Consider the following 21880-nt stretch of genomic DNA (forward strand, 5'->3'; position numbering starts at 1 on the left):
GTAGCGATTGTTTATGCGGGCAATAAAATTAACAACAAAATGGCACTAAGAAGTAAAGTTTTGATTGGGTTCTATGAGGTCCCATAAATTACCGTATAAATCCTCAAATACAGCTACTGTTCCGTACACTTCTACTGACGGTTCTCTTATAAAACTGATTTGTTGGGCTGTCATATTTTCGTAATCCCGCCAGAAGTTATCTGTAAAAAGAAATAAAAAAACACGCCCGCCTGTCTGATTGCCGATTCTTGTTTCCTGCTCTTCTGATGATGCCTTAGCCAGCAATAAACTGCAACCCGAAGTGTTTCCGGGAGGGCTAACGATTACCCAGCGTTTGTTGTCGTTTAAGGGTGTGTCCCGAAGTAGCTTGAAATTTAATTTTTGGGTATAAAATTCTATTGCTTCATCATAATCCTTTACAATTAAGGATATACGGGCAATTTGCTGTTTCATGGCTTTGGTGATTAATGTCAATTCTTTATTGTTTTTTAGCCCGTTTTAATTTTTTGCCATCACCCAGCCAAAGCAGGGCGTTCAGCAGAAGCTGGTTTTGAGTAGCGTTATTGAAGGTAAAAGATAATTCTTTATTGGTTTTGCCTTCGTAGTCAATGTCGTTATGCCCCATGTTGGCATAAATCATTTTATAATTTTTGTTGCTCCAGACCACCGGATAATAGCCACTATGCCAAATCTCATGCTGTTTGGGGCCTGTGCCTAGCGGGAAACTGCCGGGGTCAATGGATAAAAGAATTTCAATATCCGGATTGGTCGTTAAATCATTGCTCCAGCGATACCATTCATTGGGCGATGATTTAAAAGTTTCAGGAAGGTTTTTTGTAGCAGGATGGTCTTTTGTTTCAATTCTTAAAACTGCCGGGGTAGGTCGCCATGTATTACTCTTGTACTCACCAGAACCCAGAAACTGGTTATGGTACCAATCCCAGTTCTGATTAAAAGCCGAATTATTGAGCGCAAATGCTGAAAAGTGAAAACCCATCCATGCACCACCGTTTTCCATATATTGTCTGAACGCCTCTCTTTGTGCGGGGTCTTCCGGGCGTGTATCCAGAAATATAACAACCTGATACTTTTTTAAGAATCCGGTATTCAGATTGTTCCAGTCATCGGTTGAATCATAAACAAAGTTATTTTCTTCTGCCATTTTCGGAAACCATCTGTTGGCTTCGCCAACAAAGCTGATGTGGGCTTTATCGTTTTTGGCCGTGTAAAAAGCAATTACTTTAAATTGGGGTTTACGTTTTTGCGCATGGCCAACTAAGCAGACCAACAACACAAGTAGTGTAACTAAGCAGACACGCGCAGTAGAAATCATTCTATTTTATGGTTGAATTGTAAAATCTGGTTTATGGGCTCTATTTCTTCTCTTTTAGTTTATCGGCATGCTTTGGGTTCAGCGTGGCATAAATAGCCATGGCGTGCCCATGCCCCAGGTCAAAATCCGCTTTCAGCCATGTCACAATTTCACCGGCTTTAACATCAGGCCTTAATAGGCCTTTGGCTTCGGCCAGTTGCTTAAAATCTTCAGGGGTTTTTCCTGTTTTCTTTTGTATGTTATCAATATAAGCCTGAAATGACATAACAGTACAGATTTAATTCTGAAAAGAGTTTTTTTTCAATACTATAATTTATTGAGTTAAAATGCAAGAGGTGCGTTCTGGTAATGCTTCTGAATAAATAATGCAAGATATTTCAGCAAGCGTCAAACAAACTAAAATTTGAAGTCTGATTCAGGATTTACCAGCAATTTGCTGAGCTGTTCATGATGGATTTTACTGTGGTCAATACAAATTTGTATAAGATTGAATCTGGGCATGTAAAAATCTAAAATACCCGGTATGTAAACATGAACCACTTCATTCATCCGGGTTTCATTAAGCGACCAAACGTATGCCGAAAATTGATTAGATAATTGTGTCCAGTTGTTTAATATTTCTTCAGATAAAAACTGACCATCATGCCGGTGAAGGTCAGGTACGCACCGGATACAGGCAAACCAGGCAGATTCTATCTGCCATATCTGACAGAGTTTATCCTTCAATACAGGGTCGATGGACTCAGTTTTTAGGTTTTGGATTATCTTTCTGCTGCATTGAACATGGTAATGCACGCTTTCTTGCAGATACTGATACTTATTAGTACGAATGTTGGTGTTGGTTGTTGGAGGCATAAATCAATTGGTTTATGCTTCAAAACAAATCAGCTGTACTGACAACCGTATGTCAGTGCAGCTGAAGATTTTTTAAACTTTTACTTAAGGCCTAAATACTTATTGCTTTTTTGAGGCGCTGTCTACTGCATAACTGTTATGGTTGAGATTAGAAAGCAATAGGGCAAAAAAGAAAGTATGTATCATTTGAGACGGGATACCGCCCCAATCTTCTATCATGCAGGAACCAAAAATAAGTATTACCATCGTGATACCCCCAACCAGTAATGCCTGTCTGGTAAACAGACCAATAATAATTAATACGCCTATAACGAGTTCAATTATTGGCAGCGCATAGCTGAACGGCTTAACCAGTGCGGCTGGCAGCAAGGAGTTTTCATATTTCCCAAGCATCCATTCGCTGAATTTGGCCAGTTTAAAAACCCGCACAAAACCGTGGCCAAACATGCTCATGCCTACCGCCAGGCGAAGAAGCAAAAATGTTGAAGAATTGTTAATCATGGTTGTTAATAGATTATTGATTTATTGCTGATACAATCAGAATTGTCAGGGTTTTATAACAATTTTTCCCTTGGTTGAGCCAGTCTCTATCTGTTGGTGGGCTTTGCCTATTTGGCCAAAGTTATAAATACCCGACACATGGGCTTTTAAAGTTTCGCTTTCAAGAAGAGAGGCTATTTGTTGCATATCTTCTCCGTTCGACTGCACCAGGAAGAAGAAACCGTTTATGCCTTTCTCTTTCGCTTTCTCAACTATGCCGTCTGAGGTGTTTGAGGGTAATGTAATCACTGTTCCGCCTTTTTTTACTACTTCAAATGAGCGTTCAATGTTATTACCACCAACGGTATCCAGCACAATATCAATATTATTTATTACTTCTTCAAAGGGTTGGGCTTTGTAATCGAAGTATTCATCAGCACCCAGACTTAATACAAATTCTTTATTGATCGCTGAAGCAGTGCCTATTACGTAAGCGCCCAAGTGCTTTGCCAGTTGAACGGCAAAATGCCCGACACCACCTGCAGCGGCATGTATCAGCACCCTGTCATTGGGTTTTATTTTACTGTGCGTATGTAGTGCCTGCCAGGCTGTCAATGCTGCCAGAGTAGCAGCTGCCGCTTCTTCATGGGTAATATTGCCTGGTTTCAGTGTCAGATGTGCTGCAGGAGCGGCCACGTACTCGGCATAAGCCTTACCATGCCCTGGGAAATTGACCATACCAAAAACCTCATCGCCCACTTTAAAGGTTGTTACTTCTGAGCCCGTCCGGGTTACCACACCAGATATATCCCAACCCAATATAACCGGACTCTCAGTTTTTAGCCTGCCGGCCATGGCTTTGCCTGCGCGTGTCTTTGCATCTACCGGATTAATACTAACGGCTTTTACTTCTACCAATACTTCGTTTTCATTTAAGGCCGGAAGGGGCAGATTTTCTATTGAGAAGTTTTCAACACCACCAAATTCTTTTAATACTATTGCTTTCATTGTTGTTTAATGTTTTAATGGCACAAAATTAGCGCCTGCTAAAAGATATTTGCTTGTATAAGTTCAGGTTTGTCTTGTATATTTGCAGGCATGCAGATAAGAAATTTATACGAGCCTTTCGAAATTGAATATGTTGAAACCAGCGAGTGCCCGATAACCGGACACAAACATAATTTTTTTGAGCTGGTTTACATCATTGACGGCACGGGTGTTCAGTGCATTAATAAAAATAAATGGACTTACGGACCCGAAAAACTGTTTTTGTTAATGCCGCAAGACTGCCATTCGTTTGAGGTTGAAAGAGCCACCCGGTTTTTCTTTATCCGTTTCAACGATGTGTATCTCAAAGAACAAGGTAAAGAATGGCTCCGCAAGCTGGAATTTATTTTCCAGAATCATAACCGGCTACCGGGATGCATACTTAAAAATAAGGCCGATAAACCTCTGGTAAAATCACTGGTTGAAGCACTGATTCGTGAATATGTAAATCAGCAGCCTTATCAGAGAGAACTCTGCCAGCAGATTGTAAACACCCTGCTTACCGTTGTTGCCCGCAATGTATCGCTCGCCTCAACCGAACTGCCTAAAAATACCGAGAGTAAAGATCAGAGCATTTTGGGCTATATACATAAAAACATTTACACACCCGAATTGTTGAAAACCGATGAAATGGCAGCTCAGTTTAATATTTCGCCTAACTATATAGGAGAGTACTTCAAGAAACTGACCGGCGAAAGCTTACAACAATACATTATCAACTATAAGTTGAAACTGGTAGAGACCCGTTTGCAGTATAGCGATATGCGCATGAATGAAATTGCTTTTGAATTAAGCTTTACTGACGAAAGCCATCTGAACCGCTTGTTCAAAAAATACAAAGGCCTTAGCCCATCAGAATTCCGCAGGCAGAAAACTGCGCTCACCGCCGGTTAAAGTGTACTTATCTTTTCTTTTTCAGCCATCGGTTGATGCGGTGCGTTGCCCAGGCTGAGCCGGCGCCGATTACTGCCCCGGCTAATACGTCAGTTGGGTAATGCACTCCCAGATGCAAGCGCGAATAAGCAACGGTACCTGCCCATGCATACGCCGGCACTATTACATACCACTTTGGTACGGCAAGGCTTAAGGAAGTTGCCACTGAAAATGCCGCTGTTGCATGCCCTGAAGGAAAAGAAGGGTCAGTTTCTACCACATAGGGTTGTATAAAAGCATATTTTTCAGAAGGTCTGGGTCTGTCAATTATTTTCTTTAAAACAAAGCTGGTACCCAATGATACAGCCAATGCAGCGCCTGAAGCGATACCCTGTCTTTGCAGGTTTTTATCCTTAGCGATTAGCCCTACACCTAGCAAACCAATGGGTACGGCCGCACTGACAGGGTAGGTAGACTTGCTGAAATTTTCAAAGGCAGCATCAAGCCTTTGATTTCTGTTCGATTGAATGTTTTTGAGAACGTTGATGTCAAAATTCTGCGCCGAAGCATTAAAATGCAAAAATAAGGCCATCAAAAGGCTGATTAGTAGCTTCATATAACGTTTAATTATAAGCTTAAAATGGCTCTTTCGTTTTCTAATAAATGCATATTCTCATCCAGGTGCAAGGCTGATATCCTGTTATCAAACGCATCTTTGTAGCTTTCTTTCAGCTGTTTGCGTTTGATGGCCTCCAGACATCGGCGCAGGTCTTCTTTAGTTTCAATTATGAGCTCCGGAACAAGCGTTGGTTTCCCTTCATCATCTTTTGCTACCATTGTAAAATAAGACGTATTGGTATGTTTTTGCTCTCCTGTTTTTACATTTTCACTAACTACCCTTATGCCAATCAGCAATGAGCTTTTACCTACATAATTAACCGAAGCATGTAAAGATAGAAGTTCGCCAACCTCTATGGGCTGCAGGAAAGTAACACCATCAACAGACACCGTAACTACATACGCGCCTGCATGCTTAGAGGCACAGGCATAAGCTACTTTATCCATTAACGACAATAGAATACCACCATGAATCTTCCCTCCGAAATTGGCATAAGACGGAATCATGAGCTCAGTAATGGTAGTGCGTGAATAAGAAACGGGTTTTGGTTTTAACTCTAAATTCATAAGTATCGGGTATGCAGTTGTAAATATATAGAAATTAACGTAGCAAGGTATTAATCTTTGCTACCATTCAAAGATTAATACCTTGCTAATATTTTAAAAAATGTTTTAACTTTAAGTCATATTGTGCTTTTGAAGCTGATATAGTTCAAAAATTTCTAAAAATAATTACAAGTTAGAATAATGTTTTGATTAAATTGCTTTTAACAGAATAATCATTAAATACTAATAACAATTAAAATTTGGGAGAAATAAATAAAACTGATTACTTTTGCGCTGAAACAATACAACCCTATTGAACTATTAATATTTTAATTCTAAGCTAAAATAAAGTACCTATTTAAGATGAAACGAATTGCAGTTTTTACTTCTGGTGGAGATGCTCCGGGCATGAATGCTTGTATTAGAGCGGTGGTACGTGGAGCAATCTATCATGGACTGGAGGTATTTGGTATCAGAAGAGGATATAGCGGAATGATTGCGGGAGACGTTTTTCCGATGACCTCGCAATCGGTAAGTAATATTGTTCAAAGAGGCGGAACCATTCTTAAATCTGCACGCAGTAAGGCATTTATGACACCCGAAGGCAGAAAAAAAGCTTACGAGAATCTGATGAATGCCGGTATAGAAGGGCTTGTAGCGATTGGTGGAAACGGAACATTTACAGGAGCTGAAGTTTTTTATAACGAATACGAAATACCAACCGTAGGTTGCCCGGGTACTATTGATAATGACCTGTATGGCACCGACTACACAATCGGGTTTGATACCGCCGTAAATACCGCCCTTGAGGCCATAGATAAAATACGTGATACGGCTGATTCGCACGACCGCGTGTTCTTTATTGAAGTTATGGGGCGCGACTCTGGCTATATTGCCATTCAGTCGGGTATTGGTGGCGGAGCCGAAATTGTAATGGTGCCAGAAACTCACACACCGCTTAAAAAAGTACTAAGCACTTTGAAAGACGGATGGACACGCTCTAAGTCTTCTTCAATAGTTGTAGTTGCTGAGGGTGATGAAGAAGGGCACGCCACGGAAATTGCTGAAAAGATTAAGTCGCAGGTGGCTGATAAATTAGACATCAGAGTTACCACCCTGGGGCATATTCAGCGCGGTGGAACCCCAACTGCCTACGACCGTATCCTGGCCAGCCGCCTGGGTGTGGGTGCAGTAGAGGGGCTTATTAAAGGTAACAAAAATGTGATGGCAGGTATAGTGAACAACGAACTGGTTTATACACCGTTTATTGACACCATCAAAAAACCAAAGCCTATCCATGATGATTTACTTAGAATGGTTCATATTTTAAGTATTTAATCATCTCAACTCAATCAGTATGTTTGTTCTGACCGAAAACTACTCTGTTGCAAACCATTTCCTGGCAGAACTCCGTGACCAGCAGATTCAGAAAGATGCCCTAAGGTTCCGTAAAAATATGGAGCGTCTGGGTGAAATCTTTGCCTATGAAATCTCTAAGACACTGAGTTACCAGAATAAGGATGTAATTACTCCGCTGGGCGCAAAAATTACTCAGCAGATGTCGCAGCAGATCGTGCTGGTTACTATTCTCAGAGCAGGTTTGCCGCTTCATCAGGGCTTACTTAATTTCTTCGATAAGGCCGAAAACGCATTTATAGGCGCATATCGTGGCAAGCACGATGAGAAAGAGTCTTTTGAGATAGAGATGGACTACATTACAAGCCCTGATATACAAGACAAAATACTGATTATCAGCGATCCTATGCTGGCAACCGGTAAGTCAATCGAGAAGGCCTACCATGCCATGCTAAGATACGGTATACCAGCCAAAACGCATATTGTATCTGCCATAGCCAGCAGAAGAGGCGTACGCTTTATTAATGCACGCCTGCCGCAATGCCGTTTATGGATTGGTGATATTGATGAGGAAATGAACAATAAATCTTATATTGTTCCGGGCTTGGGTGATGCCGGAGACCTGGCCTATGGTGGTAAAGTCTGATGCTTATTTTGGGGCGCTTAATGTTGCTGATAGCCTGAATTGCAGCACAACCTTTTTGCCCGATATGTTTTCAAGAATTGGTCTTAAAACCAAATCGGCGTTTTTTCTGGTTTGTTCAAGAATACCCATTTCCAGTGCCGATTGCTGAATTTTACTTTCTGCACTTTTATAGGCTTCATTTAGTAGCTGTTGCTCATTCATAAACGCATACTGCGTATCATAAATCTTCGAATTTTTGTGGTCTATGCTATAATGGCACAGCTCGGGGTCTGGCAAATGCACAATTAGCGTATCGTTTTTTGTAGCTACGTCTTCTGCCTTTACTTTGGTTAAATCAATACAACCTACTGCATTGCCCTGTACAATCAGAATTGCCTTCGGGTTTGGCAAATAGCTTCGTTTTATTTCCTGTTCAACCACATCACGAAAAGTAAAATTGGCCAGTTCTATTTTGCCCAGCGTGGTCATTTCTTTCAAAACAATATTGTGGGTGGTGCTTGCCTCCTCTGTGCCAAATGGGTTAAAGGTCTTCAGTTTTTCCCATAAAAAAATGGCTACAAAAGCAACAATCAGAATAATCAGTAGGTTAATGGGGCGTCGCATAGGTTATGGCTTAAATCTGGCAATGCTTACAAAAAGTCGGAAACCTCACAAGGTAAGGTAACTTACTTTTTGGCTTCTTTGTCTTTTTTGCCAAACAATGAAAAATGAACATAACGTTTCGGATTGGCCTTCAGGTCTGCTAAGAGAACAGCCAGGTTGGCAGCAGTACGGTCAAGATTAACATAAAGCGAGTCGTCTGTGGCGAGTTTGCCTATGGTGCCTTTTCCATGGTTGATTTCGTTCAGTATCTGGTGCATACTGGTAACAGAGCGGTTAAGTTGTGCCAGTGTTTCACCTAACCTTATGGCATTTAATGAATCTGCAAATGTGTTTGTCTTTTTCAGAATGGGTTTAATCTGGGTGTCCAGGCTTGTCGTAAGCGTATTCAGATTGGCCGTAAGCAAAGCCGCATTGGCCGTTACGGCAGATAGGTTCTGGGCGTTCGCAGCAACTACTGAATTGACACCCGTAGTGGTGGCATCGGCATTGCTGATAAGCGCTTTCAGAGCCACGCCTGTCTGGTCAAATTGTTTAACAACCATTGTGAGCGAAATAAGCAGCGAATCGGCATTTTTTAAGATGGGGGAGGCTTTTTCGCTCAGGCCACTCATCAGGCCACCCTCAATTTCACTTTTCAGAACGCCCTCATCTTTGATTGGATTTCCTGCCTGAATCAGCATTTTAATCATTTTACCCCCCAACAGACCGTTATCAGCCAGAATGGCCACCGAGTTGTCGTTAAGCATTATATCTCTCTTAATGGCAAGTAAAACTTTTACTCTGTTGCGGTCCTGCTCTGGTATTACTTCTACTACCCGCCCTATAGTTACACCATTATACATTACAGGGTTTGAGGTCTGCAGGCCTTCAACATTAGAGTAATAGGCATAGTACTCGTTTTCAGTGCTGAAAACGTCCAGGCCTTTCAAGAAATTAAAGCCCAGATAAAAAATAGCAAATGTTACAATACCCAGCAGTCCTACTTTTACTTCCTTTTTCATAATAATACGTATATGGTGAATTTAATTATAAGCACAGACGCTGTCAACTTTTTTAAACCTGATTGCCCGTACTTGTGGTTCTATCGGTTAGTAATTTAAACTTATTTTTCTACTTCTTCTTTATATGCTTTTATGGCTTTAACTATGGCACTGGCAATTTTGTTGTGTCCTTCCTCACTTTCCAGAATCTTTCTGTCAGTTGTATTCGTCAGATACCCGGTTTCAATATAAATTCCGGGCATGGTTGTTTCCCATAGCACCTGAAAACCCGCCTGCTTTACCCCTCTGCTTTTACGCCCGTTTTTTTGAAATTGTTTTTCAACCTTCGACGCCAGATTTAAGCTTTGTTTCATAAAGGCATTCTGGTAATTTGCCATTTTTATGTGTGCAAGTGGTGAATTCGGGTTGAAATCGTAGTTTTTCTCGTAATTATCTTCTAACAATATTACGCCGTTTTCGCGTTTGGCCAGTTCAAGGTTTTCTTCTGTTTTATGAAGCCCCATTGTATAGGTTTCAGACCCATAAACAGCAGATGAATAGGGGTTGGCATTTACATGAATGCAGATAAACAAATCGGCTTTGCTGCGGTTGGCAATGGCGCCTCTTTCATGTAGCGGAATAAAAACGTCTTTTTTACGGGTATATACCACCTTTATACCCAGTTCTTCCTCAATTAGCCGGCCTGTTTTAAGCGTAATGCTTAGCGCAATATCCTTTTCTCTTAGTTTTCCGTGGCTTGTGCCGGGGTCTTTTCCGCCATGACCTGCATCAATTACGATAGTTCTTATTTTACCCGTTTGCGCACCTGCCGATACAGTTGCAACAATGGCAATAAACAAAGCTTTAAGAATTTTTAACATGATTTTCCGGGCAAACGTTCTGTCTAATGTTTTATTAAGCTAATTTTGTGCCACGTTACACCGTTATTCCAGTGATAGAACGTAATTTGATTACAAAAATACTATTTTTGAGGCGACAATATATACAATCTTGTCTGAAAACATAAGAAAAACGCCCGGCGGTTAACAGATTTTCGGTATAATTTTACAATGAAATATAATCTCTTGAAGTTTCCACTTATACTCTGTTGCTTTTTGTTCAGTGTATCTGTCTTTGCCCAGTTTCCGACTATTGACCCACTCAGGCGCGCCGGTACAGGAAATAGTGGCTTTGGACAGCCGCTTCCGGAGACTCCCAGAAAAGCCCGGACAGCAGGTAATAAGTTGTTTGCCGAAAAGCAGGATACAGTAAAAGTAATTATTCCTGACTCACTGAAGAGTAAAGATAACAGCCTTCAGTCAATCGTAAAATATACTGCCCAGGATTCAACAGTAATGGAGGTAGACGGCCGTACGGTGCATCTCTACGGCCAGGCCAAGGTTACCTATGGCGATATTGCTTTGGAGGCCGACTACATCAGGCTTGACTGGGGAAAGAACGAGATTTTTGCACACGGTTCGCCGGATACGACCAAAAAAGGAGAGAAAGTAAAAGGAAAGCCTGTTTTTACGCAGGCCGGAGACACTTATAATACAGATACCATCAGGTATAATTTTAAGTCAAGGAAAGCTATTATCAAGAATATTGTTACCAGGCAGGGAGAGGGTTTTGTGCAGGGAGAGCGTGTAAAGAAAGACCCCGAAGATAACCTGTATCTGGTACATGCCAAGTACACTACCTGTAACCTGAAAGAACCGCATTTTCATATTGCTGCCAGAAAAATCAAGCTTGTCAATAAAAAGCAGGTAATATCGGGGCCATTTAATTTTGTTTTAAGTGGTGTACCGCTGCCGCTGGGCCTGCCCTTTGGGTTTTTTCCTGTTCCCAAAAAGAAAGAAATAGGTACTTCCGGCATTATTATGGGGTCTTATGGAGAAGAACCCCGTAACCGTGGTTTTTATTTCCGCGATTTCGGTTATTATTTCGCTATCAGCGAGAACATTGGCGCTAAAGTACTGGCTCAGATATACTCCAAAGGCAGCTTTGGGGTAGGGGTTCAGTCTAGCTACTCCAAACGTTATAAATACTCTGGTAATTTAAGTTTTCAGTATAATTACAACAAACCCGTTGCTGAGGTAATAGATCCTAAAACCACGCAGTCAAGCGCCAAAGACTTTAGTCTTAACTGGTCGCATTCACCCGCCAACAAAAGGCCCGACAGGAGTTTCTCGTCATCAGTAAACCTTCGTAGCAATGGTTTTAACCGAAACAATGTTAATACAGCCGATGTAAGCAATTATCTGAGCAGCACCTCCAATTCATCGGTTCAGTATAACCGTACCTTTGCTCAGAAGTTTGTAACCAGTACCGGGCTTAATATTTCCCAGAACTTTACAACAGGTCAGGTAGATGCCAACCTGAATTACAGTTTGGGTTTAAATCAGTTTAACCCATTCATACCCGAAAAGAAAATGGTTGGCCGCTGGTTTGAGTCTTTCAGGGTAGGGTTTAATGTCAATGGTGGGTATCAGGCCACCAACACTAAAGTTAACAGCATTACCAGTTATTCAGAATACAAAATTGTTCGTCAGTTGCCGGATGGTTCTTATGAATCAATTGAAGCGAAGCCCCTTACGAACGAAGAAATTCGGTTGAGAGATGCCAATCCGCTGACGCTGACTCCGGCGGAAAGAGAAAAACAAAAAGCTATTCAGGAAAGGCTGAATAATGTAAGGAAGATAAACAGTCTGAGTGCCTTGCAGGACATCCTTTCAGACGGGCAGTTTCGTACTACCTATTCTATTCCTATTGTATTGCCTAACTTCAAAATTGCGCGATACATCAACTTTACCCCCAGTGTATCGTTAAGAGGCGATATTTTCACTCAATCGCTCAGCTATCAGTACATCGAAAGTCAGAATGCCGTTAAAATAGATACCATTAAGGGCTTTTTTCCAACCTATCAGACCTCTGTATCGGGTAGCATGAATACCCGTGTTTATGGTACTTATCAGTTCAGGGGTAAAGGGCGCCTGCAGGCTGTCAGACACACCCTGGCACCGTCAATCAGTGTAAATTATGCCCCTGATTTCACCAAGAATCTGTTTGATTACATGGTTGTGCGCATCGATCAGGACACCGTCAATGGTGTTATAAATCGCACCCGCCTCAATAAACTTTTACCACGGTACCCTACACTAGGGGCGTCAGCGGGGGCATCAGGTAGTATTGGTTTTACTCTTACTAACCAGTTGGAGGCCAAAGTGAGGTCCAGGTCAGATACTGCTGCCAAAGCATTCGAAAAAATTTCGTTGCTTGATAACCTCGGTATCAGCGGAAGTTACAACCTCCTGGCTATTGGCGACTCCATGAATCTATCTAATATTAATATATCAGCCAATACCAATTTACTTAAAAACCTGATAAACATTAATGTATCTGGCAGCCTTGACCCGTATTATTACAGACAGGAAGCTACCAGCGCTTTGCAGCTTCAGAACCCCGCCGGGCGTATTACAAGGTTTTATAAGATTTCGCAGGCTGATAAGTTCAGTCTGAGCAATCTGGCTACCTTGCGCAATGCCAACGTGGCCATTGCCACAAGGTTATCGCCGGCAACTTTTGATAAATCAAAAGAGAAACCTAAAGAGATGAGGTCAACTGACCCGGCTATGGAGGCTATGAAGAAATTTGTGGCAACCAATCCTGAACTTTATGTTGACTTCTCTATACCCTGGACCCTCAGTATCAGTTATAACCTGAACTACATAAAACAGGGGCTGGCGAATCCGCAAATTACCCAGGCTGTAACAGTGCAGGGTGACTTAAGTCTTACACCCAAATGGAAAATTGGTTTCAATACCGGATGGGATTTTCAGTTCAAAGCCGCTACATTAACCAACATCAGCCTGCATCGTGAACTGCACTGCTGGGACATGAGTTTTAACTGGACACCCATAGCTGGTAATAATATCCGTTCAAGTAACTATTCTTTTGACCTGCGCGTGCGAAGCACACTGCTGCAGGAATTGAAACTTAGCCGCCGCCGCCAGACATACGGATTAGGAGGATTTTAACCTTTCAAAAGATAATAAATGATACTCATTGCAGACAGTGGCTCAACCAAGACAGACTGGCGTATCTTAGATAAAGGCCAAGTAGTAGGGCAGGTGCGAACAGTTGGGTTTAATCCGTATTATCAAGACACCGACACCATTGCTGCAGAGCTGAAAAGCGGAGTATTACCACAAGTTTCAGGCAATATAACAGATATATACTATTACGGCACCGGAATAACTAACGACGAAAAAGCCACCGTTGTACGTTCGGCATTACAAGCTGTTTTTACCACTGCCGGCCTTATTGAAGTGAATAGCGATGTGCTGGGTGCTGCCAGAGCCGCCTGCGGACACAGCCCCGGTATAGCCTGTATTCTGGGTACGGGTTCAAATTCCTGCTATTTTGACGGAGAGAAAATAGATTTTCAGGTACCGCCGCTGGGTTTCTGGCTGGGCGATGAAGGCAGCGGAGGCCACCTGGGTAAGTTATTGTTGCTAGCGTATCTGCACAAAGAAATGCCGGCAGATATCAGACAATTGTTTGAGGCGCAATATGGCGTAACTGACCGGCTTCAGGTGTTAGAAAATGCTTATCATCGGCCTTTCCCTAACCGTTATTTTGCGGCTTTTGGTAAATTTCTGCATGATAACATCCGCCATCAGTTTTGTGATAATCTTGTAAGGGGGGCTTTTAATGCTTTTTTTGAAAAGTACATATTAAAATACCCGATGTGCCATGAGGCAGAACTCAATTTTGTAGGCTCGGTTGCTTTTTATTATGAGCAAATATTAAGTAAAGAAGCCCTGAAACTGAAATTACAGATAGGTAAAATACTGATGGCCCCAATAGACGGATTGGTGACGTTTCATACTACTAAACTTTTAAGCTGATGAAGAATCCGAGGCCATACCTGCTTTTGCTTGCCTCTATGTATCTGGCAGGCCTAATTGGGTTAAATATGCCACAGACAACAGAGCTTTTTCAGGCACTTACCCCATTTAATCTGGTGGTGTCGCTGGTTATTCTTCTGGGTTTTAACCAGCAATTCAATCGCCCGTTTTATATTTTTGCGGTAGTTACTTTTCTTACCGGCTATTTTATTGAGGTAGCAGGTGTACATACCGGCATCATTTTCGGTCATTACCAGTATGAAACCACACTCGGCTTCAAGATTATTGATGTTCCGCCATTGATAGGCGCCAACTGGCTGCTTTTAATTTATTGTATAGGTAGCTCATTTAGTCGTTTATCTGTGCCTTTTATTGTAAAGGTTAGTTTAGGGGCATTGTCAATGACGCTACTTGATGTACTGATAGAGCCCGTAGCAATTCGTTTAAATATGTGGTCGTGGGATTCTCTTCAGCCGCCTTTACAGAATTACCTAGCCTGGTTTATTGTTTCTGCTTTTTTATTTGCTTTGTTTTTCAGCCTTAAATTCAGAAAAGATAATCCGATAGCACTCTGGCTGCTCATTTTTCAGATATGTTTTTTCGGCATTCAAAATATAATTAACTAACTCCCTTACTTATGACTATCGACGCGCATCAACATTTCTGGCATTACAATGCAAAAGACTATGCCTGGATTGACGAATCTATGAAAGCTATTCAGCGTGATTTCCTTCCTGCTGATTTAGAACCCCTGCTGAACAAAAATGGAATAGATGGCTGCGTGCTGGTGCAGGTGAATCAGTCTGAACAGGAGAATATTGATTTTTTGAAATTTGCTGATTTATACTCTTTTATTAAAGGTGTGGTAGGTTGGATTGACATACGGGCTGATAATCTGCCAGAACGGCTGAAGTTCTTCAGTCAGTTTCAGAAATTGAAAGGTTTCAGGCATATTGTGCAGGGAGAACCCGTCGGATTCATGCAACAGGAATCATTTATTGATGGTCTGAAAAAGTTAGTTTCTTTTGGCTATACTTACGACATCCTCATTTATCCGAAACAACTGAAAGATGCGTTGCATATTGTAAGAGAATGCCCCGACAATAAATTTGTAATTGACCACATTGCCAAGCCAGATATTAAGAACAAGGAAATATCGCGGTGGTCAAACTACATGAAAGAGATAGCCCGCCATGAACAGGTTTACTGTAAAGTATCTGGTATGGTAACTGAGGCCGACTGGTATAACTGGAAGAAAGAAGACTTTTATATTTATCTGGATACGGTACTCGAGTGCTTTGGTACAAATCGCCTCATGTATGGGTCAGACTGGCCTGTTTGTCTGGTTGCAGGTGCGTATGAAGACCAGCTTTCTATTGTGCAGTCATATTTTGAAAAACTGACCCAGACAGAAAAGGATAAAATTTTTGGTGAAAACGCAGTTCGTTTTTATGGTATTCATTAAAAATTGCTCGGTGTACCGGTCGCTTGCCAAAAGACTTTTGTAGTTTTGGCTTTACCGAAAGAATTGCTTTTTTAAAGGTAAATGAATATATCTCGATGAAGATTTCAATAGTAACTGCGGCGTTTAACTCTGCTGCAACCATTAAAGATACCATAGAAAGTGTGCTGGCGCAGGATTACCCTGATATTGAGCATTTGATAGTTGATGGGGCATCGAACGATGGTACTGTTGATATTCTAAAGTCGTATGGAGATAAAATCAGGTGGATTTCTGAGAAAGACACAGGCATTTATGATGCCATGAACAAAGGCGTAAAGATGGCCACCGGTGAAGCCATTGGAATTGTTGGTTCTGATGATTTTTATCCTGACAGCCGCGTGATATCAAAGGTAGCAAAAGCGTTTCAGGAATCGAAGGCAGATGCAGTTTACGGAGACCTTCACTATGTAAACAACAAAGATGTAACGAAAATTGAGAGAAACTGGGTCTCTGGCGAGTATAATAAAAACAGATTTCTCAACGGCTGGATGCCGCCACATACTGCCTTTTTTCTAAAGAAAAAGATTTATGATGCGCATGGCCTGTATAATCTGGATTTGCAGAGTGCCGCCGACTACGAGTTGATGTTAAGGATGTTATACAAGTATAATGTATCGGCCTGTTACATTCCAGAGGTTTTAATGAAAATGCGTATTGGTGGCAACAGCAACAGATCTTTCAGAAAACGCCTAGCCGCCAACCGGGAAGACCGTTTGGCATGGACCATAAACGATCTTGAGCCGCGCTGGTATACCCTATATGCCAAGCCTTTATCTAAGCTATTACAATGGGTGGTAAAGTAACAATATTGTTTTCTGCCGAACCAACACCTGTTCTGTAAACTGATTCAGACTGAGAATCTTAGTATCATTGCTGAATCAGTTTTCAAAACATCAGGTATCAACGCTAGAGTGTTAGGCTGCCGGCTTAATTAATACTGATAATCTGCTCGGTTTTACCTCTGAACGTAAACGTTTCTCCAGTTTTTTTTCTCATAATTGCCTGCCCAATAGGCGATTGTGGAGAGATAACCATTATGTTTTTGCCATCTACATTTATAGCGCCCGTGCCGACAGCCACATAAAAGGTACCCATTGAGGTTTCTGTGAGAGCTCCGGAATTAACAGCAGTGTGTGTAACACCCGGGTTGATTTTATCCAGCAACTGTCTTTCCTGACGGGCCTGCTCATACATGCGTCCATTCATTTCACGGTCCAGCTGGCCCATGGCTCGTGCTGTTTCGTATTTATCACCTGCCGAGCTTTTACTTTCTTCGTTTGCTGAATTTTTGGCCGCCTCCATGGCTTCCCAGGAGGTATTCATTCTTTTTTCAACCAGTTCTTTTACCTTTTCTAAAATTGCTTCTTTCATTCGTTAGCTGCCGGGCATTACAATGGCATTGATGCCTCCGGATAGGTTTAATAAATTGTTAAATCCGTATTTTTCTTTTAGTAAACAGATGGCTTTTCTGCTCCTGATACCACTCTGGCAGTGTATAACCACCGTTTTGTCTCGTCTTATTTTGCCCAGGTGCTTTTCCAACTCCGACAAAGGCATTAGTTCGCCGTTGATATTAAAGCTGTCATACTCATGTTTTTCTCGTACATCTATCAACTGAAACGGGGCCTCATCAGCATCGGATTCAGCCAACCGCATATATGCTTCATAACTTATCTCATCCAAAGGTTCTGATGTTTCAGCTGTTACACCACAAAATGCTTCATAATCTATCAGTTTGTCTATGGTGGGTGTGCCGGGTATTTTCGGAATCCTCACCATCCTGCTTTGCATGCTCAGGGTATTCATTATCAGCAATTTACCTGCCAGTGGCTCGCCGATACCTGTAATAGCCTTTATGGCTTCAAGCGCTTGTATAGACCCAATAATGCCCGGTAATACGCCTAAAACACCAGCTTCGGCGCAGTTAGGAGCCTGTTCGGGTGGGGGAGGAGACGGGAACAGGTCTCTGTAAGTAGCCGAACCATTATAATTAAACAGTGCTACCTGCCCTTCAAAGCGATTGATAGCACCGTAAACATAAGGTTTATTAAGCATTACACAGGCATCATTGACCAGGTATCTTGTCTGGAAATTATCGGTGCCATCTACCACAATATCATAATTGCTTATTATTCCAAGCGCATTGTCGGCCGTAAGGCGCGTATGGTAGCCGATGAAATTAACAAGAGGATTAAGCGTCTTTAACCTTTTAGTTGCCTCCTGCAGTTTGGGTTCCCCCACGTTGTCTGTAGCATACATAATCTGCCTTTGAAGGTTGCTAAGTGCTACGGTGTCGTCTTCAACTATACCAATGGTACCTGCACCGGCTGCTGCCAGATACAAAAGCACCGGGCAGCCTAAGCCGCCGCATCCTACTACAAGCACACGGGCTTCTTTCAGTTTTTGCTGGCCACTCAGGCCTAATTCCGGCAAAATAATCTGCCTGTCGTATCGCCTTATTTCTTCTGAGGTTAGAGACATGTTAAAAAATCTTAAAAAAAACTGAAAACTTATATTTTGCAGAGTTTTTTTTTTCGAAATCTAATTTTTAAAGTAAAAGTACGTTTATTTGTTGTTCCTTAACAAATATTTCAAAAACAGTGTTTTTAAAATGAAGAAAATCATAGTTGCTCTCTCAGTTAGTATTTTTACCACACAATTGTCTTTTGCGCAAACCCCTAAAACCCCAGTTAAAAAACCGGCAACGCCTACAGCCAGACCCGCCGCGGCACCTCCGGCAAAACCTGTGCAAGCCGAAGCAACAGTTATGCGCAATACCATTGATTCGCTTAGCTATGCAATCGGAATGAACATTGCCGCCAATCTTAAGCAACAAAGTATTAAAGCCAATACTGCCATGCTTGCGCAAGCCATAGAAGATGTGCTCAACGGCACACCTACGGCCATTAACCCTAATGATGCCAATGCTTATATTCAGTCTTATTTTCAGAATCAGGCAATGAAAGAGGCAAGTGCCAATCTGAAAGCAGGAGAGGCATTTCTGGCTGCCAATAAAACAAGACCCGGTGTTGTAGAGTTACCTAGTGGTTTGCAGTATCAGATTGTGAAGGAAGGAACAGGCGCCAAACCAACAGCCAGCGATAAAGTAAAAGTACACTATAAAGGTATGCTGATTGATGGAACAACTTTTGATAGCTCTATAGACAGAGGCCAGCCTGCAGAGTTTGGTGTCGGGCAGGTAATTCCGGGCTGGGTAGAGGCTATTCAACTTATGTCGGTGGGTTCTAAATGGAAATTGTTTATACCAGCCGAGCTGGCTTATGGTCAGCAGGGCCCTCCGAGTATCGGCCCGAATCAGGTTTTGGTGTTTGAGGTTGAGCTGCTTGATATTGTAAAATAAAGTGGTAGCAATTGCTCTGATTCAGAACGAATTTGCAACCTAATCTGGCAGATAGATGTTTTTCAGTTAAGCCAGCCTTTAGCGGTAGGCTTTTTGCCTGGTATGATGTTAATTGGTAAATTGTTTAATTAAACTCTCCGTTTGGGGGTTGCTTTGTTATGTTAGAAATTATGAAAAAAATTCTGGTACTCTTTACCCTGACAGGGCTTTTCGGATGCTTCGAGAACAAGGCTCAGAACAAAGTATCTACTGCCCCTACTTACGGATACAATGAGTTGTTGCCAACCCGCACGCAAGAGCAGGTAGAGCAATTTGCCACGCAGTTTCTTAGTTATCATCATTACCAGAAATTTAAACTGGACGACAACTTCTCGTCTAAAGTCTGGGATAATTTTCTGAAAGATGTAGACGGCAGCCATGCCTATTTTACACAAAATGATATTGCGTCATTTGAAAAATACAGATATGGTGTAGATGAAGATTTGCTGGAAGGAGACCTTACCCCGGCTTTTGAAGTATTTAATCTGTTTAGAGCTAAATACAAAAAACGCCATGAAAAAATTATAACCCTGCTTGACAAACCTTTTGATTTTACAACTGATGAAGCTTTTGATACCGACCGAGAGAAAGCAAGCTGGGCGAAATCGGAAGAAGAGCTTGATGAAGTATGGCGTAAGATTGTAAAAAGCCAGGTGCTTGACCTGAAACTGAGTGGCAGTAAAGACAGCGCAATTGTGGCTACCTTGAAAGATCGCTATAATCGCTGGGAGTCTAGAATTGCTAAGTGGCGGTCTGAAGATGTGTTTCAAACTTTCATGAACGCCTTCTCTGAGACCATAGACCCGCACACCAATTATATGATACCCAGCACGGCGGCTCAGTTTAATATTGAAATGAGCCAGTCGGTAGAAGGCATAGGTGCTTCTCTGAAAAATGAAGGCGACTACGTAACCATTGCAGAGGTAATACCGGGCGGGCCACTTTTTAAAGATGGCAGGGCATTGAAAAACGACCGGATACTGGCTGTTGCACAAGGAGAAAATGGCCCTTGGCAGGATATTGTGGGCTGGCTGACTGATGATGCCGTAAAACTGATAAGAGGTACAAAAGGTACTGTAGTGCGCATTCGGTTGCTACCGGGCGATGCCCCTGCCGGGTCTGCCACAAAAGAGCTTAGACTGGTACGTGCAAAGGTAAAACTGGAAGAAGCCGTAGCCAAAGGAACGGTTGTGCCTTTCAAACAAAACGGCAAGGATTACAAACTGGGGGTAATTGAGATTCCGATGTTTTACCGCGACTTTGAGGATGCCCGCAAAGGCGGCGATTTTCAGAGTACAACCAAAGACGTGAAGCGTTTTCTGAATGAATTTAAGGCCAAAGGAGTAGAAGGAGTAGTAATTGATTTAAGGAACAACGGAGGTGGCGCGCTAACGGAAGCCATTAACCTTACCGGACTATTTATTACCAAAGGCCCTGTGGTACAACGGCGCGACAATAATGGCGCCATTGATGTTGAAAGCGACACAGACCCTGAACTGGTTTACAACGGCCCATTGGTAATTTTGCAGAATCGTTTCAGTGCGTCGGCTTCTGAAATATTTGCAGGAGCTATTCAGGACTACAAAAGAGGGCTGGTTGTAGGCGAAAAATCTTTCGGAAAAGGCACCGTTCAACAATTGGTTGACCTTGACCAGTTTCTGTTGTCGCCACGTACAGCCTCAAATGATAAAAAGGCCTCTTCTAATGTTGGTTTCGACCAGAAGGAAAAATATGGGCAGCTGAAGTTAACTACTGAGAAGTTCTATCGTATTACGGGTAACAGCACCCAAAGAAAGGGTGTGTCGGCTGATATTAATCTGCCTTCGCCTTTTGACCCTGACGAAATGGGCGAAAGTTCACAGCCGGCTGCGCTGCCGTTTGACCAGATTAGTACCTCTGCTTATGAAAAAACCAACATAATAACGGATAAGGTTCTTGGCAAAATTCAGGAAAAATACGAACAAAGGCTAAGCTCTGACCCAGCCATGAAGCAATTGGTTGAAGACCTTACTGAGTATCGCAAGACGAAAGATGTAACGGTTGTGTCTTTAAATGAAGCGAAACGCAAAGCAGAACGAGATGAAAGCGAAAAACACAGAAGCGCAGTAAACAAGCTGAGCGCAGGTGAAAAAGATAGTAAAGATTTGATATTGACAGAATCTGAAAGAATATTATGTGATTTGATTTCTCTGAAATAAAACAAGAATAATATCAAAAAAGCCGGAAGATTTTGTCTACCGGCTTTTTGATTGTATGCCATTTCTATTACAAAAGATTATCTGACTTGGCTGAATCAGCAGGTGCGCTTTCCTGCTGCGGATGCGGAAAAGGCTCTTTCGTAGGTACTTCCCGGTCGTTCAGAAATTCAACATCAACAACAAAGTACTTGGTATCTCCATTCCATGGAAACTGAAAAAACTTTTCCTGATACTTTAAAGTAACACGTTCTCCGGTTTTTAAGGCCTTTTCCAATTTGGTTGTTACTGAATCCAGCTTACAGGAGAAGTCCCAGTAGCGAGGGGTAAGGGTGCCAGTTTCGCCAGAATATCCTCCTTCATTCAATACCCCCTCAAACGTTTTAAAAATATAGCCTCTTTCACTGATTTTTGAGATGGTTCCGGCTCTATCGCCTTTTGAATAATGCCCCACAGTGAGGTAATAGGCAATGCCAATAACCAATAGCGCAAGTATAATAAGGGAAATTCTGAGTTTCATTGTGATATCGTTTG

24 protein-coding genes are annotated in these 21880 nt (G+C 42.0%); 10 read left to right on the forward strand and 14 right to left on the reverse strand.

The window, feature by feature from the left end:
* Positions 1 to 45: 45 nt before the first annotated feature.
* From C0V77_RS17765 to C0V77_RS17790, 6 genes are all read right to left on the reverse strand, one after another.
* Positions 46 to 453 carry a VOC family protein gene (locus tag C0V77_RS17765; RefSeq protein ID WP_101727696.1) on the reverse strand — a complete coding sequence of 136 codons (408 nt, stop codon included), beginning with the start codon at positions 451 to 453 and terminating at the stop codon, positions 46 to 48.
* A gap of 25 nt (positions 454 to 478) precedes the next feature.
* A complete protein-coding gene (locus C0V77_RS17770; RefSeq protein ID WP_101727697.1) occupies positions 479 to 1333 on the reverse strand; it encodes a ThuA domain-containing protein in 855 nt (284 codons plus the stop codon).
* 40 nt (positions 1334 to 1373) lie between these two features.
* Entirely contained in the window at positions 1374 to 1598 is a 225-nt protein-coding gene (locus tag C0V77_RS17775; protein WP_101727698.1) for a DUF4287 domain-containing protein, read from the reverse strand.
* Positions 1599 to 1729: 131 nt separating this feature from the next.
* The gene (locus tag C0V77_RS17780) at positions 1730 to 2188 is read right to left on the reverse strand and encodes a hypothetical protein (RefSeq protein ID WP_101727699.1); all 459 of its coding nucleotides are present in this window, start codon (positions 2186 to 2188) and stop codon (positions 1730 to 1732) included.
* Positions 2189 to 2287: 99 nt separating this feature from the next.
* Positions 2288 to 2689 carry a DoxX family protein gene (locus C0V77_RS17785; RefSeq protein WP_101727700.1) on the reverse strand — a complete coding sequence of 134 codons (402 nt, stop codon included), beginning with the start codon at positions 2687 to 2689 and terminating at the stop codon, positions 2288 to 2290.
* Positions 2690 to 2734: 45 nt separating this feature from the next.
* Positions 2735 to 3676, reverse strand: coding sequence for an NADP-dependent oxidoreductase (locus C0V77_RS17790; protein ID WP_101727701.1), 942 nt, complete (start codon positions 3674 to 3676; stop codon positions 2735 to 2737).
* A 90-nt stretch (positions 3677 to 3766) separates the two neighbouring features.
* Here C0V77_RS17790 and C0V77_RS17795 point away from each other — a divergent pair, with 90 nt between their 5' ends.
* The gene (locus C0V77_RS17795) at positions 3767 to 4609 is read left to right on the forward strand and encodes an AraC family transcriptional regulator (protein WP_101727702.1); all 843 of its coding nucleotides are present in this window, start codon (positions 3767 to 3769) and stop codon (positions 4607 to 4609) included.
* Between the two features lie 7 nt (positions 4610 to 4616).
* Here C0V77_RS17795 and C0V77_RS17800 read toward each other — a convergent pair whose 3' ends face one another.
* Together C0V77_RS17800 and C0V77_RS17805 are read right to left on the reverse strand one after the other, a co-directional pair.
* Positions 4617 to 5204 (reverse strand): phosphatase PAP2 family protein, encoded by a 588-nt coding sequence (locus C0V77_RS17800; RefSeq protein WP_101727703.1) that lies wholly within the window; start codon positions 5202 to 5204, stop codon positions 4617 to 4619.
* 11 nt (positions 5205 to 5215) lie between these two features.
* Positions 5216 to 5773 carry an acyl-CoA thioesterase gene (locus C0V77_RS17805; RefSeq protein WP_101727704.1) on the reverse strand — a complete coding sequence of 186 codons (558 nt, stop codon included), beginning with the start codon at positions 5771 to 5773 and terminating at the stop codon, positions 5216 to 5218.
* 342 nt (positions 5774 to 6115) lie between these two features.
* Here C0V77_RS17805 and pfkA point away from each other — a divergent pair, with 342 nt between their 5' ends.
* Together pfkA and upp are read left to right on the forward strand one after the other, a co-directional pair.
* Positions 6116 to 7090 carry a 6-phosphofructokinase gene (gene pfkA, locus C0V77_RS17810; RefSeq protein ID WP_101727705.1) on the forward strand — a complete coding sequence of 325 codons (975 nt, stop codon included), beginning with the start codon at positions 6116 to 6118 and terminating at the stop codon, positions 7088 to 7090.
* 19 nt (positions 7091 to 7109) lie between these two features.
* Positions 7110 to 7754: a uracil phosphoribosyltransferase gene (gene upp / locus C0V77_RS17815; RefSeq protein WP_101727706.1), complete on the forward strand. Its 645-nt coding sequence runs from the start codon at positions 7110 to 7112 to the stop codon at positions 7752 to 7754.
* A gap of 3 nt (positions 7755 to 7757) precedes the next feature.
* On the opposite strand, the gene C0V77_RS17820 is transcribed toward upp, so the two are convergent.
* From C0V77_RS17820 to C0V77_RS17830, 3 genes are all read right to left on the reverse strand, one after another.
* A complete protein-coding gene (locus C0V77_RS17820) occupies positions 7758 to 8357 on the reverse strand; it encodes a DUF4230 domain-containing protein (RefSeq protein WP_101727707.1) in 600 nt (199 codons plus the stop codon).
* Positions 8358 to 8419: 62 nt separating this feature from the next.
* Positions 8420 to 9358: an MlaD family protein gene (locus tag C0V77_RS17825; RefSeq protein WP_101727708.1), complete on the reverse strand. Its 939-nt coding sequence runs from the start codon at positions 9356 to 9358 to the stop codon at positions 8420 to 8422.
* Positions 9359 to 9459: 101 nt separating this feature from the next.
* Positions 9460 to 10218: an N-acetylmuramoyl-L-alanine amidase gene (locus tag C0V77_RS17830; RefSeq protein ID WP_101727709.1), complete on the reverse strand. Its 759-nt coding sequence runs from the start codon at positions 10216 to 10218 to the stop codon at positions 9460 to 9462.
* A gap of 189 nt (positions 10219 to 10407) precedes the next feature.
* Between C0V77_RS17830 and C0V77_RS17835 the strand changes: the two genes are divergently transcribed.
* The 5 genes from C0V77_RS17835 to C0V77_RS17855 all read left to right on the forward strand — a co-directional run bounded on the left by C0V77_RS17835 (position 10408) and on the right by C0V77_RS17855 (position 16554).
* Positions 10408 to 13374, forward strand: a complete 2967-nt coding sequence (locus C0V77_RS17835; protein WP_143706126.1) for a putative LPS assembly protein LptD — start codon at positions 10408 to 10410, stop codon at positions 13372 to 13374.
* Between the two features lie 18 nt (positions 13375 to 13392).
* Positions 13393 to 14247: an N-acetylglucosamine kinase gene (locus tag C0V77_RS17840; RefSeq protein ID WP_101727711.1), complete on the forward strand. Its 855-nt coding sequence runs from the start codon at positions 13393 to 13395 to the stop codon at positions 14245 to 14247.
* Positions 14247 to 14873, forward strand: a complete 627-nt coding sequence (locus tag C0V77_RS17845; protein ID WP_101727712.1) for a carotenoid biosynthesis protein — start codon at positions 14247 to 14249, stop codon at positions 14871 to 14873. Before C0V77_RS17840 ends, C0V77_RS17845 begins: the two co-directional genes overlap by 1 nt.
* 11 nt (positions 14874 to 14884) lie before the next feature.
* On the forward strand, positions 14885 to 15712 hold the full coding sequence (locus C0V77_RS17850; protein WP_101727713.1) for an amidohydrolase: 828 nt from the start codon (positions 14885 to 14887) through the stop codon (positions 15710 to 15712).
* Between the two features lie 95 nt (positions 15713 to 15807).
* Positions 15808 to 16554, forward strand: coding sequence for a glycosyltransferase family 2 protein (locus C0V77_RS17855; protein WP_101727714.1), 747 nt, complete (start codon positions 15808 to 15810; stop codon positions 16552 to 16554).
* A gap of 124 nt (positions 16555 to 16678) precedes the next feature.
* On the opposite strand, the gene C0V77_RS17860 is transcribed toward C0V77_RS17855, so the two are convergent.
* Entirely contained in the window at positions 16679 to 17122 is a 444-nt protein-coding gene (locus C0V77_RS17860) for a GreA/GreB family elongation factor (protein ID WP_101727715.1), read from the reverse strand.
* A gap of 3 nt (positions 17123 to 17125) precedes the next feature.
* Positions 17126 to 18232 carry a molybdopterin-synthase adenylyltransferase MoeB gene (gene moeB / locus C0V77_RS17865; protein ID WP_101727716.1) on the reverse strand — a complete coding sequence of 369 codons (1107 nt, stop codon included), beginning with the start codon at positions 18230 to 18232 and terminating at the stop codon, positions 17126 to 17128.
* A gap of 130 nt (positions 18233 to 18362) precedes the next feature.
* On the opposite strand from moeB, the gene C0V77_RS17870 reads away from it, so the two are divergent.
* On the forward strand, positions 18363 to 19112 hold the full coding sequence (locus tag C0V77_RS17870; RefSeq protein WP_101727746.1) for an FKBP-type peptidyl-prolyl cis-trans isomerase: 750 nt from the start codon (positions 18363 to 18365) through the stop codon (positions 19110 to 19112).
* Positions 19113 to 19282: 170 nt separating this feature from the next.
* Positions 19283 to 21349, forward strand: coding sequence for a carboxy terminal-processing peptidase (locus C0V77_RS17875; RefSeq protein WP_229236310.1), 2067 nt, complete (start codon positions 19283 to 19285; stop codon positions 21347 to 21349).
* Between the two features lie 67 nt (positions 21350 to 21416).
* Here C0V77_RS17875 and C0V77_RS17880 read toward each other — a convergent pair whose 3' ends face one another.
* Complete coding sequence (locus C0V77_RS17880) at positions 21417 to 21866, reverse strand: hypothetical protein (protein ID WP_101727718.1); 450 nt, start codon at positions 21864 to 21866, stop codon at positions 21417 to 21419.
* Positions 21867 to 21880: the final 14 nt, after the last annotated feature.

The sequence above is a fragment of the Emticicia sp. TH156 genome, assembly GCF_002855535.1.
Lineage (GTDB): Bacteria > Bacteroidota > Bacteroidia > Cytophagales > Spirosomataceae > Emticicia > Emticicia fluvialis.